We start from the raw sequence: 14,211 nt of genomic DNA on the forward strand, positions 1-14,211 counted from the left end.
TACGCGTAGTCGAAGATCATCGCTTAGTGCCTGTGCCATCATCCACCTCTCCGCTGTGGATGTTGAATCAGCTTCGGCTCGCCCCGTCACCTCACAATCGATTCATCGATTACAGGACCTGCTCTAGAGGGCGGTTGTCGTCGGCTTTCTTCCAAGTGCAAGGCATGCGGTGTTTGCCATAGGCGCGGTCCTGTCGTTCCCCGTTACCGTTCGCGCCACACGGCTGGAACGGTCGGGTGTGCGCCCGGTTTCTGCCGCCGGCAATCGGCTGCCCGCTCCCTTCGCTGCGCTCCCGTGTTGCCGTTGCCTGCGGTCGCCTTCGGCTCAGAATCGCGGTCGCAAAAATCCCCCGACCGGCCGCGATAGGCGCAGCCGGATAACCAACGGGAGAACCGATCATGAAACCGACCCAAAAGAGCAAACCCGACTACGCCGTTTACGTTGTCGAAGGTGCGGGCGACAAAGCCCACTGGACGAAAATAGGCGCGGGATGGTCCCACAGCGACGGCGACGGGTTCAACATCACGCTTGCGGCCGTTCCGCTCAATGGACGCCTGACCATTCGCAAGCCGAAAACCGAACGGGATGACGCGTAATGCGCGCCGTTCGTAACACCGTCCTTTATGGCGACTGCATCTCCCTGATGCAGCGCCTTCCGGGCGGGGCGGTGGATTTCATCCTGACCGACCCGCCGTATCTTGTCCGCTACCGTGACCGTCAGGGGCGCACCGTAGCGAACGACGCCAACGGCGACTGGATGAAACCTGCCTTTTCCGGGATGTACCGCGTCCTGAAACCCGGCGGCCTCGCCGTCAGCTTCTACGGTTGGAACAAAGTCGATGTCTTTATGGACGCGTGGCGAGAGGCTGGCTTTCGTGTCGTCGGGCATCTTGTGTTCCAGAAGGGTTATGCCTCGTCACAACGCTATCTGCGCCATACCCACGAGCAAGCGTATCTGCTGGCGAAAGGTTCGGCCTTAGCGCCTCACAGCCCCTTAGCGGACGTGCTGCCTTGGGACGGCACCGGCAACCGGCTGCACCCGACGCAAAAACCCTTGCGACCACTGGAGGAGATTATTCGCTCGCTCACCCGGCCAGGTGATCTCGTTCTTGACCCCTTTTGCGGGTCAGGCAGCACCCTCGTTGCTGCGCGGCGTTGTGGACGCGATTTTCTCGGTATCGAGCTGGAGAAGCAGCACCATATGACAGCCAGCTTGCGGGCTCACGCAGCGCTCCCGTAAAGGGAGCGCGCGTTCCCACCCACGGACGCAGGTTTAGTCGATAACCTCGATAATTTCGTAGCTCTTCACAAACGCGCCTACGCCGTCATTCAGCAGCGCGAAGATGCTCTCTTTCGAGATCGGACGGGTCTCTATCTTTTCGAGCTGCATCGGTGGCCACTCGTCGTCCTCGTCGCTCACAACATCGCCGCGCAACTCGCGAAGCGCCTCACGCGCACTTTCCTCATCGTAAAAGAAGATCTCCGGAATACCTGTATAGGCCCAGCGATCGTCACGGTCTTGGTCGACACGCGCATAACTGTAAAAGGTGAACGTCTCGCCCGGGGAGATAGCTGATCTCCAATTGGTTTCCGACACACGAACACCGGGAGATGTGATCTCATTCCGGTCGGAACGCTACTCGCAAAAGTGTTAGCTGCCCGTCAATTGTAGGATCCTACAACATAAGGCTGCTTCTCTGCTCCTGCGGTCAGAGGCGCGCTCAGTCTCTGAAACACCTTCGACGCCGCAATTACCTGCGCCGGGACCGAAAAATCCTGTCGGCGGATTTGGTCACCTATGTTCCTTGGACCGCCATGCGGGGGTGCAGGGGTTTCCCCTGCAAACCGCGCGCAGCGCGGTCCGCATTGGTATTATGATAGACAGACCGCGCCGAGATAACGCGGCAGCACGAGCGGCAATGCGAAGAGCAGAACGCCGCCGACCGCGAGGCCCATGCCGCCCGCACTCCTTCCCAGCGACACCACCCACATGGTGACCCCGATGCAGGTGATGAGGACGCCCACGCCGTAGGCGGCGGCGATCACCGGGGGCAGCAGCGTGCAGAGGGCCATGGGCTGATAGCCGAGCCATCCGGCGGTGTGGTCAATGCCCCATCCAATGAGCAGGACGACGCCAGCGAGTGCGGCAAGGTTGCCGACGACGCGGGTAACGAGAGGAGAGTGCTGCATCAGATGTCCTTTGCGGCAGGAGGAAAATCAGGCGAGGCGGCAAAACCACAGGCTCGGCGTGTAAAGGGAAGGTGAGAGGGTAAGAGCGCACTTATACATCGCTGCGCGACATAGGTGCTCCGGCAGCCACAGGCTTGTGGCAATCCGCCGGAAGGGAACACCCTTGCGGGTGTGATTTGTAGGGATGGCAAGAATGCCAGTATGGGGGCCGCGACCTACCATCGTTCGCGTCTCCGCGAAGCTGGACGGCCCCCGTGACGTACACGCCGCACCCAGCGCTCCACCTCTTTCGCCCGGATCAGGCTGCGCTCGTAGCGGTGATTGGCGCCCGTGGCGGCGCGTTCGAGTTCCTTAATGAGTTGTGTGATCTGGTCCAGGCGCTTGCGGGCATGGGCCACTTTGCGGGCGGCAGTCTCCCGGCGCTGCTTGTCCTCCTGGGCGGCCTTCCAGCGGTTGAACCGGAATGCGGGTCCCTTAATTGCGCCTTCGGCGGTGAAGGTGACACGTCGCTGCCAATGGTCGAGCTTGCGGTTCATGCGGTCGAAGCGGCGATTGATGGCTACGAGGTCGCGCTTGAGCTGCACGTTGTTCCCGGCGACGATCTGCTCCAGCCAAGATAGCCGACTGCCCCGGTCGTATGTGGGGTAGTCACGTTTCCGACGTGGGGCCGGGGCCTTCGGCCCGGCGCCTGTCGTGCGTCGATACGCGTTGACCTCACGTATGCGACTTACCGGAGTTCGGCCACTCCGCACGATCTGGCGGGCTTTTGGCCCAACGTGAACTTCCGGTATTCGGTTCAGTTCAATTGCCCGCGCCATATCGCGACGGGCCAGCGCTTCCTGTCGTTGCGCTTCCAAGGTTCGGTGATCGATCCTCATGCGCTTTCCGGCCCGTTCCAGCGCGAGGTTGCATGCGATGGCCCATTCGGCCCGCCACTCATTCAGCAAGTCCTTGCTGTTCCATTCGCGGGTCTTGACGGGATTAAGCCCGCTCGCGGTCGCACGGCGCAGCGTCAGCATGACATGCGCATGGAAGTTCTTCTCGCTCTGGCCGTGCTCGGGCAGGGGATCATGCAAGGCAAAATCCGCGACCATGCCTCGTCGCACGAAATGCGTTTCGAGGAAGGTTCTTACGAGGTCGAGGCGATCGTCCTGGTTCAGCTCATGAGGCAAGGCCATGTTGAACTCGCGCGCCAATTGGGCATCCTTGCGGACTTCCATCGCCTCAACCGTATTCCACAGGGTTTCCCGATCGGTGAGCCATGGTGCGCTTCCGGGTGGAGCCAGGATCTCCGAATGGGCGACCCCGCCGCGACGGCTGTAGTCGTGAACTTCGCTGTTGCCGCGATCGACCAATCGTTCCCCGGCACGATAGGCCGCAGCCGCCACCGCCTTGGAACCGGGCCGCATTGTGCCATCCGGATTTCGCTTCGGTTTGCGTCCGAGTATCTGCCCGGAAAAGTGATAGATAGCCACGGTCAGCCCCCGAAGCGTGACCGTTTGACGGATGCTCCCCGCCATCTGTCCCATTGCCCGCGCCAGCGCCGCACTTTGCGATAGTCGAGGCGACGGCCGAGGATGGAGTAGGGAACATTGCGAAGCTTGACGATGGTGCGGGTGAGAGGAAGGCGTTGCACCTCGGCGGGATCGAGGAGCCAGTACCCGCTTTCCGACTGCCCTTTCTGGCGATTGCCGCTGTCCCACAGTTCTCCCGAGTGGCTGACGCCCGACGAACTGGACAGCGTGGTCATGTTGCCGAGCATGTTGGCGACATAAGTTGCGGTCTGATTGTCGTTGACCCCGAAGAACACCCGTGCCGAGGCATTGGCCAGGAACGCTTCCGCGCCCCTTCCGTATATCTCGTAAATCTGCGGGAGGTTCTGCCAGATCAGGACCGGCGTGCAGTAGGCACGCAGCAGGCCGGATTGTCGCTCGAGGGGATCAAGGCGACCGAGTACGGCGACTTCATCGAGCAGCAGCACCACTTTTCGCTCCGGCGGGGCCATTTTGGCCCGCGTGAGCGTTTTCAGGGAGCAGCCGACCATGACCCTCAGCCAGCGCTCATAAACGGTCAGAACGTCCTCATCCACGCAGAGGAAGAGCGTGGAGGTTTCCGTCGTCAGTTCCGTCAGGTCAAATGTGGACGATGACGACAGGATGCCCGCCGGAGACCCTGCCGACCACGGTTCCGTGGCCTTCTGAAGGTTCGACAGAATGGATTTGAACTCGGATGAGAATCCACCGCCAGGTTCGAGCGCGCTGGTAAGGAAACCGGCGGCGATTTCCCGTGCGGCGAGGGAGGGGGAATCTTGGATGATATCCTCAAGCGTGGCCAAAAAGACGTGTGGCGTGCCGACCGACAGACGGCGCACGGCGGCGAGTGTGCGGCTCGCGGAGGGATCGTGCAGCGTATGCAGGATAAGTGCCTTGAGCATCGAGGCGGCCTTGTCGTCCCAATGCGCCTCGCGGGCATCCGGCTTGATCATCAGCGACGCCAGCGCGGCTGCGTCGTCGGCCTCGTTCGGTGTCCCGACACGAATGATGTCCATGGGATTCAGTCGGTCGGAATGCTCAAGGTCCGTGGGATTGAGCATCCGTACCTTGCCAAAGCTGGCGCGACGGCGGCGTGCAATTTCGTAGTTCTCGCCTTTGGGATCGGTGACGACCATCGAACCGCGATAGGTCAGCAGGGAAGGGATCACGACGCCCAAACCCTTGCCGGAGCCCATCGATGCAAACACCATCACCATGCCATCCGAGGAAAAGCGAAGAAGACGCCGGAAGGCACCACGGCCGAGAATGACCCCTTCGCCCGTGATTGCGCCGCGTCGCAATTGCTCCCAGCGCGTGGCCCAACGGGAAGAGCCGTGCGTGCCGCCCTTACGGCGGCGTTTGCGGCTGAAACGGAATATCAGCCGTACCATCCACCAGCAGGCTTTCAGCAGAAACGTCAAAATCCAGTAGGTGGACTTGAGCAATAGTACCAGCAAATCCATGGCGTTAACCTGTCATAAGGTGAACGCCACGGACAAACCACGTTGCCTGCCGAAGCGGCACGAAACGGGCAAATAGTCGCCTTTGGCGTTCACTTTTTACGGGAGGTGTTTTGTCGGATATCGGTCAGCGTCGCCGGGGATTACCCCGGCGGCGCTCGAATGACGTACGCCGGGGTGGCGCACGTCGTTTGGATTTACGGGTGAACCGTGCGTACAGGTCAGCGATGATGCGGACGAGGGCGCGGCCGAGGGCTGAGAGAACCGCCATCAGGATTTGCAGGTAGAGGTTCAGCAGTCGCTCGATCACCCGGAGGATGAAGCCGAGGAACTGGTTCATTGGTTAGGCGTCAATCGGCCCGAGATTCAGTGGCTCGAAGGTCTTCGGGCAGACCGTCCAATGATAGCGGATGCAAGTGTCCTGATCCTCGACTACACCAACCGTGGTGCCGTCAGTCAGTTTGTCCCACTCAATTAGTTCAGCCCAGATGCCGTCCAGGTCGTTGTTTTCAATGGCGCGTTCGAGGATGCGTTCCACCGCCTGGAAGGAGAGGGGCTTGAGCGGTTTTGCCGTGACCTTGGGTTCGGGCGGCAGGATTTCGATGACAGCGGGTTGGCGCGGGGCCATTCCCGATGCTGCTTCTTGCGATGCCTTTTCGGCACTCGCGACGTTCCTCGGGGCGCTGCCCGAGCTGGTATTACGAATTGTCATGATGAATCTCCTGATAGGGACGAGAAGGGGCGGGGCTTGTTGCCCCGCCGTGTTGATCAGCTGACGCGGCCTATCGCGAAGGGCTTGCGCGTCTTCCTGCTGATGACCCACAACCAGTTCTCGCCGTTGAGGGGATTTCGGAACACATAGCCGAGCGTGCCTTCCCTGCTGCGCTGATACCGGATAAAAACACCGTCCGCTTCCGTGCGGCGGAAGCCGTTGGAGCTGGTGTAGTAGCAGCGATGGCGCCCGAAGATTTGATGGACTTCCGGGTCTGAAATCCACAATGGCGAGCGCACAATTTCGGTTGTGCCGGAGATATCGTGCGTCGGTAGGGCGGAAAGGCGTGCAATGTGCGGGGATAGATTCAGATTTTTCATGTTTGTTTCCTTCAGATGGTTCGGATTGCTCCTGTCGTGAGAAGCCCCTTCATCGTCCGAAAAATCACTGCAAAATCAAATAAATGACTGTCCTACCGCCAGTAAGAAAGTATCCCACGGCCGGTAGGATTGAGTCCTACCGGCCGTGGGATATAAGAATGGCGGGGTCCCGAAGAGTCCAAGGAAACAAAAAACTCCTTGGGACCACTGCCACGAGAGGGCGAACCTCTCTGCTGCGCTAGCACGACCATGCGCAGGTTTGTGAAACGTGATGAGATAACGTCTAAATAGGATAATAATCCTATATGTCAAGTATTTTGGGGGAAATTGATTTGGTTGAAGCATCGGAATCAAACAAATCTGTAAAATTTAGCGTATCAATACCGGAGAAACTCAATGTAATTCTCGAAAAGCATGTTTTAGAAAGCAAGAGCGACAAATCGCCTATAATAGCGAAAGCAATAGCCGAATATCTCCAGCGAACAGAAGAAGACGAGGTGGTACGGTTGAAAGCGACCGCTGCGGCAGAGCACCTGTATGATTGTCGTCACCTATTCGGCGAGCAGCAGGCATGGGTTGAATCCCGCCTAGACACGTTGGATGCAAATGTCAGGTATATTTCCCACGTGCTTGAAACGCTGTTCCGTGTTCGTCGGAATCCGATTCAGCCTGATCTTCCGACGAGTGAGGATTTCAAGGGAATGCTCTCGGAGGCTGTTGGTGCCTACATCAAGGATGAAACCTTGCTGACGCCGGTCATAAAGGGCTGGAGTGAGCTGGAACGGGCGGCCGGAATGCAGGCCTATGACAATGCGTTTAAAGAAGCGGAAGATTTATTGAAATCCATGCCGTTCATGAGTGAACCCCGTTTTTACGTTGGCCTCACGATGGGTGGTCCGGCAGTCTACGATCGGGAATTCAAAGCTACCGGTCCGGGTGCCGCATACTCCGTAACGGGTGATTTCCCGGTGGCGTCAATCAGAGTCGATCACGGGGAAATGACCGTTACCTATCCGGCCACGCGTCCCCATTTTGAGCTAAATTCCGCAGACCAACGAGAGCATGCTTGGGCCAGCGGTCCGCAAGCCGTGGCGCAGATCGTGCCGGTCATCGTCGCGGATTACCTTGCCTTCCGTCAGCGCAATGGCTCGATTCCCAAGAATCCCTTTTACCATAAGAGAGAAGAGGCCGAATAAGTGGAATCGGGTAATCCGGCCGGGGTTTCCCTCCGCTTCCCCATGTCGATGCTCCGGCCCTGAAACCGAGCCGCGTGTCTCGGTTTCTTGCTGCGCAACCGGGCCTCCCGCATAGACATGTGGCCCCGCACGTCGGTGACGCCAAGCGGGGCGACTGGTTTGCCCTGCGGGCACAGTCAGGCCATTTTGACCTGACCTAAACAAGTCTGGGCCGCCCCGCTTGGCGTCAACCCCGGCCTACCGTCCGTGTCGATCGATAGATTACGGGGTGATGCCATTATTCGGCTGGAACGATCTCGCCTTCCGCGAGGTAGGAGCATTCCAGCTTTCCGCCCGCGAAATAGCAGTCCTTGGTATTGCGCGGCAGTTTGACGGTTTTGGGTGGTTGCCCGGCCTTGGCCGGAGTGCAGGTCGCAAACACGTCGAACGGCGATTCATAGAGGTTGGCGTAATGCCTTACGCTGCCCGCCATGAGGGGCTGAAGTGTCGATGCGTCGGTTCCTTCCCCAGCCCGGATTACCACCTCACGCACGGGGAAGCCGCAGACGTCCGCCTGCCCGCCGTCATCGTTGGTAGTCTCCGCGTGCACGCGGGGTTCGTTCAGCACGTCCTGCGAGTTCGGGTCGTTGTCCAGCATGTCCTGCACGACCTTATCCACGTGGGCGGCCTCTTCCGTGCTCCCCGGCGGAAACGTGCGCCCGCAGATCGTCACCGTGCCGGGCGTGCCGAACAGCATGGCGGGCAAGTACCCGATGCTATAGTTCCGGCTTTCGAGGAGCGGCCCGAACCATGACGCCGGGTCCGGTGTCTTGAACTCCGGCGCATCCATGAGCGGGATGCGCTCCGGGTTGTCCATGGTCACGCTGACATAGGAACCGCGCTTGAACCGCCCCACAAACTCGGCCGCCTTGCCGGTATAGCGAAAGCAGCCGGTTTCGGCATCGAGTTTGAAGACTTGCCGCGTCGGCATTGGATGCGCCAGTTCGGTTTCGGCCAAGGCGGGAGCCGCCAGCAGGCAGGTGACCGCCACAAGCAGGTAGGTTTTCATGGGAATGGCCTTCGAGTTTAACCGGGAGCAGGATGAAAGGCGGCCAGTCAGGACTTGACCAAAGCCCACTTGTAGCCGTCCGGCCGAATGGTGACGGTATCGGAGAACTCGCCCTTGACCTCCATTCCCAAGCCTACCGAGGCGAGGGAGTTATCCTGAAAGACCGCCCGTGTTCCCGATACCTTGCACGTGACGGCCTTCGCATCCGGGTTCTTCGCTGCGTCATCGCACGTCGCCTGCGCCCCTTGGCCGTACTCGTCTTTGACCATCTGCTGGGCAAGGTAGGCGAGCGGGAGGTCGAGCAGCAGGGATTTGGTGTCGGCATCAGCGACATTGAACGTCAGGCCATTTTTGCCACGGATGCGGTTGCTAACTCTGTCGCCGCTGCGGTCGCAGCCTGCCCACCCTTCCGGCTCCTTGCCGGGAACGGCATAGGCCGAGGTGCGGAGGCGCTGGCTCCACTGGAAATCGAACCCGCACCTGGCGTCATACTCGATATTCCCCGAACTCTTGACGATGCTGAGTTCGGATTGCGGCTCGTTCCGGTAGCTTTGCCCGGTCGCAGCGACCTTGTAGGAGATTTGATATTTGCAGTCCCATTCGTTGCCCCCGCTCGTGCATGTCGTGCCCGATACGTGCAGGTCGGTGAAGGCGGCGACGGCTTCCGGCCCTTGCTTCTGCAAGCCTGCCTCAATGGTGTTCAGGATATGGGCGTCATCCGGTTTAATGGCATTAAACCCGGTTGTGGCGACGTAGGCCCCCGCGACGGCGGCCACGCCCGAAGCGACGAACTGCGCAGCGGGCGGCCCCACCTTGCGGAAGGCAAGAACGGCGAGAACGAGGAAAAGCAACGCTCCGGCCAGCCGTCCGCCGAACAAGAGGGCATTGTAGCCATTCGGGACGAAATACGGGAAAATAAGCAGTGCTGCGACGAGCCACAAAAGGGCGGGAATTATGCGCTTTACGGTTTTCATCGGAATGTTGACCCCTGAAAATTGAAATCCGGGGCGGAATCCGTGCCGTGGCAGAACGGCATGAACCGCCGTCCGGCCTGTGCCTTTGGCCATGTCTGGTTATCAAAAATCACGACTTTTGCCGGGCCGTCCGGCAAGTGCAGGCGCTCAATATCGACAGCGATAAATCAAGTATTTAAATCCGTTGCGGAATACAAAATGGCGTTACAGAATGTGAATCTCCCCTACTTGCAAAAGTCGTGATTTATGAATGTTTGAAATTTGTCATTAATATTAAATAATACAAGGTTTTATTGGCGTGTTTTTGCCCCTTGATCCCGTCATATTGCTTGGCAGGATGCCGTTATGATTTATGGATATGCCCGCGTTTCCACGAAAAAGCAGGACCTAGCCTATCAGCTCGATAGGCTCAGCAAGGCGGGCTGTGACCGCATTATCGAGGAAAAGCAGAGTGCGAAAGACACCCAGGCACGGCCTGAATTCTTGCGGCTATTAGCCAGTCTTCAGCCGGGCGACACGCTTCTCGCCACCGTATCGGATCGCGTTGCTCGCGACCCGCTCGACATGCTGCTTATCCTACGTGAGATTCAATGGGTCGGCGCGAGGTTGCGGCTTCTTGATCAGGCCCTCGACTCTACTTCCGGCGAGGCCGAACTGAACCTGTTCTTGCACGGTTGGGCTGGCAAGCAATATCGGCTGCGGCTCCTTGAGAACACCAAGATTGGCCGCGTCATCGCCAAGGCCAAGGGGGTGAAATTCGGGCGCAAGCCGAAACTTAGTCCCCGGCAGAGAGTCCAGGTAATTGAAAGGAAGGCCAGCGGTGAGCCATATGCGCAGATCGCCCGGTCGTTTGGCGTGAGCGAGAGCACCATAAATCGAATTCGATGATTTCCAGACCAACCGGCGTCATTTGCTGCACCGTTCAATCACCATGTGAATCTGAAAGTTCTCAGAGTCCATCTTGTATAACTGCACAATTTTGTCTGGTGACGCTTTGGTCAGTTCTAGGCTCTCGTGCGTCGTGTAAACTTGTGGTGGCTGGTTCGCCGGGACGGCGCCCGTGGGAGAGCAATATATAGCAGTGCAAGCCTGGATTTGCATTTCGCAGGTGGCCGTATAGCGCTTATGAGCGGGATCACTGTCGCTTCTCGATGTGACTTGGCACCGCTTCCCGCTTTCGTTGTCGGCGAAGTACCTTTGTACATAGACCTCGCCCCAGTCAGACCCATTGAGACCGGGGAAGGGCTCGCAAACATTCAGATTGTTAGTTCCGATGGGCGTCCCCTGACCATCGATGAATGATACCGTTTTCCAGTTGTCTCTGCCGATGGTCGGAGTCGTTTGTTCGCCCGGTGTCCCCGCCTCCTGACTATCCAGAAACCCTTGAATGGACTGTATGGCGTTGCCGAGAAAAGCCATGGAGCCGGAACCAACGTTCACGCTCATACTTTTTGCCATTCGCCCCAGCGCTTCCCAGCTAGAGCCGTAATCTACCTCCCACTTCCCGAGTTCGGCCGTATCTGCATCATAGGCTCTGCCGATCGCCTCGACCTTTGCAAGATCGACAGCTCCCGTTTTTGTGGCTTCTAAGAGTTCCGCAACATGTGAACCTCGCTTGTTGGCGGCGCGACCAACGCTCTTGACCACCGGCATCAATGCAGCTCCCTGTGCGGTACTAACCGCTCCCGCTACCTGACCTCCAAGCGCGACAGCAGCGGCTCCACTGGCCTGAGAGCCTATGGAATCGAGAGCCTTGATTGCTTTATCTGTCTGCTTGGGAGACGGCGTCCCATCGAGCCGCGCGGCCTGATAATTCATTAGGTCTTTTCCATCTGACCACAGAGATACGGTATTCGCTGCACCCTTAACTTTGCCCACCATTCGCTGCGCGCGCTGTACCCGCTCGTTATCCTCTGACAATGCCGATGTCGTGAGCATCAGCAAAATGGCACTTGAGCACCCTATGGTGCGGCTGGTCCCATGAAACATGCAGACTCCTAAAGGGAATTCAGACGAACCCTGAAAATCTTTTCCTGTCGCTCGCAAATCGCTCGGATTCCGGCCCAGTCGGCATCCGTTTTGGACTTGCACGTTGCAAACAGTTCCTCGTCCTTGGCAAGAAGCATGGCCGCCCAGAACTGGTTAGCCTTCTCGGCATAGTCAGGCATCGGCCGTCCCTTGAGATCACCGATGATTTCTCGGTTGCACGTCTTTGCCGCCAAATCGCCAAGTTTCATGAAACCACCCAAGAGCGCTAGGTTGGCTATGTATTCCTTTTCATCAGCCGAGTTTCTTGCGACTTCGCCTGCGACCATATCCATGCCTTGCCCAAAGCACTTCCACAGCGGCCCCATTTGCGGATTTGCTTCGATTCTTGCGATTAGTTCCGTAGTTGAGGCGTCACCGGCAGCAGGTTCAACATCGGAAACGCCGCCCACCACCTCAACGGGGGCTGTCGAGAGTTCGACTGAACCCCCATGTTCAGCCGCCACGGGTGCATCGGTTTTTAGTGCCACTTTCTTGAATTCCGTGCCTGTGAATTCGAAGAAATGGGCTCCTCGTGGTCCTACTTCGCCCACCTGTCCGGCGACGACCATCAGGCGGCTATTCTTGCGGAATTCAAAGGGGCGGTCATAACCCTGCCAGAAGCAGGCCGCGAACGGCAGGGCGTGTACCTGTCCCGTTTTGACGTCGATGAGCGCGCCGGTATCGCACTGGGTGCCCGCCCCCCATTGCGTAAAGACATAGCGGCCGCCGAAGTTGATCGGCTCGCCTGATGCCTGCTGGAGTCGCGTGCGCTCCTCCTGTGTCAGCGTGGGGTCCAGTCGAACCTGAACTTCTTGCCCTGAAAACGTCTTAGCCGGGTAGTCCTTGAACTTGGGGACTTCCTGCGCGTGCGCTCCTGCCGTGTAAGCCAATCCAGCGGCCATCACCAACCCGACAAGCAGCTTTCTCATGCAGCGCGACACCTTTTGTTTCACGGCATGATTGCATTTCGGAATCTGGCTGTCGATAGAGCTTTTGCGTTCGAGGCTGGGGAGTGTGGCGGAAAGCTAGGTTGTTGGTGAGCGAGAGATGTGGATTGCATTTGCCACTTTCTCCCGTATCCTACCCGTGCGCATGTGAGCATAAGGTGGCGCCTGGCGCCTTGATAGGCCACCACACCAAGAACCAGCGTCGGTTGGCGACCGATAAGGCTGATGCAAGATTACGCCCCCCTAAGAAGGATATCTTGTCATGGATTCCCATGCCATTATTGCGTCTCTGCCATTGAGTGGGGACGATCGAGCCGAGTTTATTCGGACTGCAAACCATGCGTTTGAGTGCGTTATTGAACGGATTGAACCGAACAATGAGCAAATGACGCGCAGCCTTTGGGATGCCGGTCACTACGTCGACCATCATTTGTTGGACGAGGCCATGTTGCCGATATCGCGGGACTATGCCCTATCTCTCATCGATGCGTTCCTCGTGAGTTATGTGGTCGATTTGGCGGTTGAGGCTGATAAGCTGACGGTCGAACCGCCGACCGTGAACTGATATCGGCCGACACGACGGCCCCCGGTCCCCGCCGGGGGCTTTCTGTGGCCGGATTAATGGGCCGACATACTGGTGATGGCGCACTTAACGCCGCTAAAATCGTGCTCCGCCGCTGATTCACCTGCAAAAGCTCGCAAAGTGGGGCGTCGCACTTAACGCTCTGTAGGCGGAGGTATTTTTCGCGTCAACCATTTCCGATGAAGGATGCGGTATGACCGAAGTTCTTAGCATTCTCACTACCGTATCCTGGCCCGGTGTCATCGCTACCGGCATCCTTACCCTGTCTCATTGCTATAGGACGCGGCTGATGTCTGAAGGAGTACGAGCGCCTTCGTTTGCGCACGGCGTGATTTAGGGCAGAGGCGGTACACCTTAAAATTCAGTGGGTATGGTGATGACAAAAGAGGCGAGGGGACATGCAAGCGCTCTTTTAGGTGGTATCGTGCTGTACCGATAAGGGGCGAGAATCATAAAGGTTTGCCGGAGTCGAGGAGGAGTAATGGTTGAGGTTGTCGATGAGCTGTTGCCACCTCTGACGAAGGAGGAGGTCTTTGTATTCAAGGTCTATAAGAGCCCAAAGGATGGTGAGACCGTGCTCGGTTATATGGAGCCCTTTGGTGTCGTTCATTCCGATGGACGCGCCGTGACCTGGATATCAACCCCATTCGGGGTCCCGGTGTCGAAGGCTTTTGCTGATGTCCTCGAACTCGCTGAGGGTCATGGGGCGAAGGCGGTCTTGATCAACGACCCTGATAAGCTGTTTCCCAACCAAGCAAGGGGCCAACAATGAAGCGGGATATGGACCTTATCCGCCTTCTCTTGCTTGAGATTGAGGAGAAACACGATGGAACCGGACGTGCGGTGAACGTGCAAGTCGATGGGCGGCCACGTGACGAAGTGACTGAGCATCTTTTCATGCTGGCGGAGGCGGGACTTATTGAGGGGCGGGATGCCTCGCATTTGCAGGGGCGAAATTTCCTGGTGTTGCGTATGACCTGGAATGGCCACGAATTCCTTGACGGCATAAGGGACCCGAAAATTTGGGCCGAGACCAAGGAAGGGGCTAAGAAGGTTGGAGCGTTCAGCCTTGATGTTTTCAGTGCCATTGCAAAGGGCATTGTCAAAAAGAAGATAGCGGACCTGTCGGGGGTGGAAATTGATCTCTAGCAAAGCCAAAGA

General features: G+C 58.1%; 18 protein-coding genes. 7 read left to right on the top strand and 11 right to left on the bottom strand.

Annotated features, from left to right (window positions below; all coding sequences use genetic code 11):
* The first annotated feature begins 398 nt into the window (after positions 1 to 398).
* Together C5L13_RS16225 and C5L13_RS16230 are read left to right on the top strand one after the other, a co-directional pair.
* The gene (locus tag C5L13_RS16225; RefSeq protein ID WP_105384341.1) at positions 399 to 596 is read left to right on the top strand and encodes a hypothetical protein; all 198 of its coding nucleotides are present in this window, start codon (positions 399 to 401) and stop codon (positions 594 to 596) included.
* Positions 596 to 1,240 (top strand): DNA methyltransferase, encoded by a 645-nt coding sequence (locus C5L13_RS16230; RefSeq protein WP_105384342.1) that lies wholly within the window; start codon positions 596 to 598, stop codon positions 1,238 to 1,240. The genes C5L13_RS16225 and C5L13_RS16230 overlap by 1 nt, the downstream gene beginning before the upstream one ends.
* Before the next feature lie 33 nt (positions 1,241 to 1,273).
* Here the strand turns inward: C5L13_RS16230 and C5L13_RS16235 are convergent, their stop codons facing one another.
* The 7 genes from C5L13_RS16235 to C5L13_RS16265 form a co-directional block, all read right to left on the bottom strand.
* Positions 1,274 to 1,597, bottom strand: coding sequence for a hypothetical protein (locus C5L13_RS16235; RefSeq protein ID WP_245571302.1), 324 nt, complete (start codon positions 1,595 to 1,597; stop codon positions 1,274 to 1,276).
* A gap of 275 nt (positions 1,598 to 1,872) precedes the next feature.
* Entirely contained in the window at positions 1,873 to 2,190 is a 318-nt protein-coding gene (locus tag C5L13_RS16240; RefSeq protein WP_105384343.1) for a hypothetical protein, read from the bottom strand.
* Positions 2,191 to 2,405: 215 nt separating this feature from the next.
* The gene (mobQ, locus tag C5L13_RS16245) at positions 2,406 to 3,719 is read right to left on the bottom strand and encodes a MobQ family relaxase (RefSeq protein ID WP_105384344.1); all 1,314 of its coding nucleotides are present in this window, start codon (positions 3,717 to 3,719) and stop codon (positions 2,406 to 2,408) included.
* Entirely contained in the window at positions 3,668 to 5,185 is a 1,518-nt protein-coding gene (locus C5L13_RS16250; protein WP_105384345.1) for a type IV secretory system conjugative DNA transfer family protein, read from the bottom strand. The genes mobQ and C5L13_RS16250 overlap by 52 nt, the downstream gene beginning before the upstream one ends.
* Positions 5,186 to 5,309: 124 nt before the next feature.
* Positions 5,310 to 5,522: a hypothetical protein gene (locus tag C5L13_RS16255; protein ID WP_105384346.1), complete on the bottom strand. Its 213-nt coding sequence runs from the start codon at positions 5,520 to 5,522 to the stop codon at positions 5,310 to 5,312.
* 3 nt (positions 5,523 to 5,525) lie between these two features.
* Positions 5,526 to 5,894, bottom strand: coding sequence for a hypothetical protein (locus C5L13_RS16260; RefSeq protein ID WP_158693464.1), 369 nt, complete (start codon positions 5,892 to 5,894; stop codon positions 5,526 to 5,528).
* Between the two features lie 56 nt (positions 5,895 to 5,950).
* On the bottom strand, positions 5,951 to 6,274 hold the full coding sequence (locus C5L13_RS16265; RefSeq protein WP_105384348.1) for a hypothetical protein: 324 nt from the start codon (positions 6,272 to 6,274) through the stop codon (positions 5,951 to 5,953).
* A gap of 305 nt (positions 6,275 to 6,579) precedes the next feature.
* Between C5L13_RS16265 and C5L13_RS16270 the strand changes: the two genes are divergently transcribed.
* Positions 6,580 to 7,470, top strand: a complete 891-nt coding sequence (locus tag C5L13_RS16270; protein ID WP_105384349.1) for a hypothetical protein — start codon at positions 6,580 to 6,582, stop codon at positions 7,468 to 7,470.
* A 277-nt stretch (positions 7,471 to 7,747) separates the two neighbouring features.
* Here the strand turns inward: C5L13_RS16270 and C5L13_RS16275 are convergent, their stop codons facing one another.
* Both C5L13_RS16275 and C5L13_RS16280 read right to left on the bottom strand, forming a co-directional pair.
* Positions 7,748 to 8,518 carry a hypothetical protein gene (locus C5L13_RS16275; RefSeq protein WP_105384350.1) on the bottom strand — a complete coding sequence of 257 codons (771 nt, stop codon included), beginning with the start codon at positions 8,516 to 8,518 and terminating at the stop codon, positions 7,748 to 7,750.
* A 47-nt stretch (positions 8,519 to 8,565) separates the two neighbouring features.
* Positions 8,566 to 9,492 carry a hypothetical protein gene (locus C5L13_RS16280; RefSeq protein WP_158693465.1) on the bottom strand — a complete coding sequence of 309 codons (927 nt, stop codon included), beginning with the start codon at positions 9,490 to 9,492 and terminating at the stop codon, positions 8,566 to 8,568.
* 345 nt (positions 9,493 to 9,837) lie between these two features.
* Between C5L13_RS16280 and C5L13_RS16285 the strand changes: the two genes are divergently transcribed.
* Positions 9,838 to 10,380, top strand: coding sequence for a recombinase family protein (locus tag C5L13_RS16285; protein WP_105384352.1), 543 nt, complete (start codon positions 9,838 to 9,840; stop codon positions 10,378 to 10,380).
* Positions 10,381 to 10,398: 18 nt separating this feature from the next.
* Here the strand turns inward: C5L13_RS16285 and C5L13_RS16290 are convergent, their stop codons facing one another.
* Both C5L13_RS16290 and C5L13_RS16295 read right to left on the bottom strand, forming a co-directional pair.
* Positions 10,399 to 11,481: a hypothetical protein gene (locus C5L13_RS16290; protein ID WP_158693466.1), complete on the bottom strand. Its 1,083-nt coding sequence runs from the start codon at positions 11,479 to 11,481 to the stop codon at positions 10,399 to 10,401.
* An 8-nt stretch (positions 11,482 to 11,489) separates the two neighbouring features.
* A complete protein-coding gene (locus tag C5L13_RS16295; protein ID WP_105384354.1) occupies positions 11,490 to 12,449 on the bottom strand; it encodes a hypothetical protein in 960 nt (319 codons plus the stop codon).
* A 280-nt stretch (positions 12,450 to 12,729) separates the two neighbouring features.
* Between C5L13_RS16295 and C5L13_RS16300 the strand changes: the two genes are divergently transcribed.
* The 3 genes from C5L13_RS16300 (at position 12,730) to C5L13_RS16310 (ending at position 14,199) form a co-directional block, all read left to right on the top strand.
* A complete protein-coding gene (locus C5L13_RS16300; RefSeq protein WP_105384355.1) occupies positions 12,730 to 13,032 on the top strand; it encodes a hypothetical protein in 303 nt (100 codons plus the stop codon).
* A 499-nt stretch (positions 13,033 to 13,531) separates the two neighbouring features.
* Positions 13,532 to 13,822 (top strand): hypothetical protein, encoded by a 291-nt coding sequence (locus tag C5L13_RS16305; RefSeq protein ID WP_105384356.1) that lies wholly within the window; start codon positions 13,532 to 13,534, stop codon positions 13,820 to 13,822.
* On the top strand, positions 13,819 to 14,199 hold the full coding sequence (locus C5L13_RS16310; RefSeq protein WP_105384357.1) for a DUF2513 domain-containing protein: 381 nt from the start codon (positions 13,819 to 13,821) through the stop codon (positions 14,197 to 14,199). Before C5L13_RS16305 ends, C5L13_RS16310 begins: the two co-directional genes overlap by 4 nt.
* Positions 14,200 to 14,211 lie beyond the last annotated feature (12 nt).

Origin of the sequence: Neorhizobium alkalisoli (assembly GCF_002968635.1) — a bacterium.
Classification (GTDB): Bacteria; Pseudomonadota; Alphaproteobacteria; order Rhizobiales; family Rhizobiaceae; genus Neorhizobium; species Neorhizobium alkalisoli.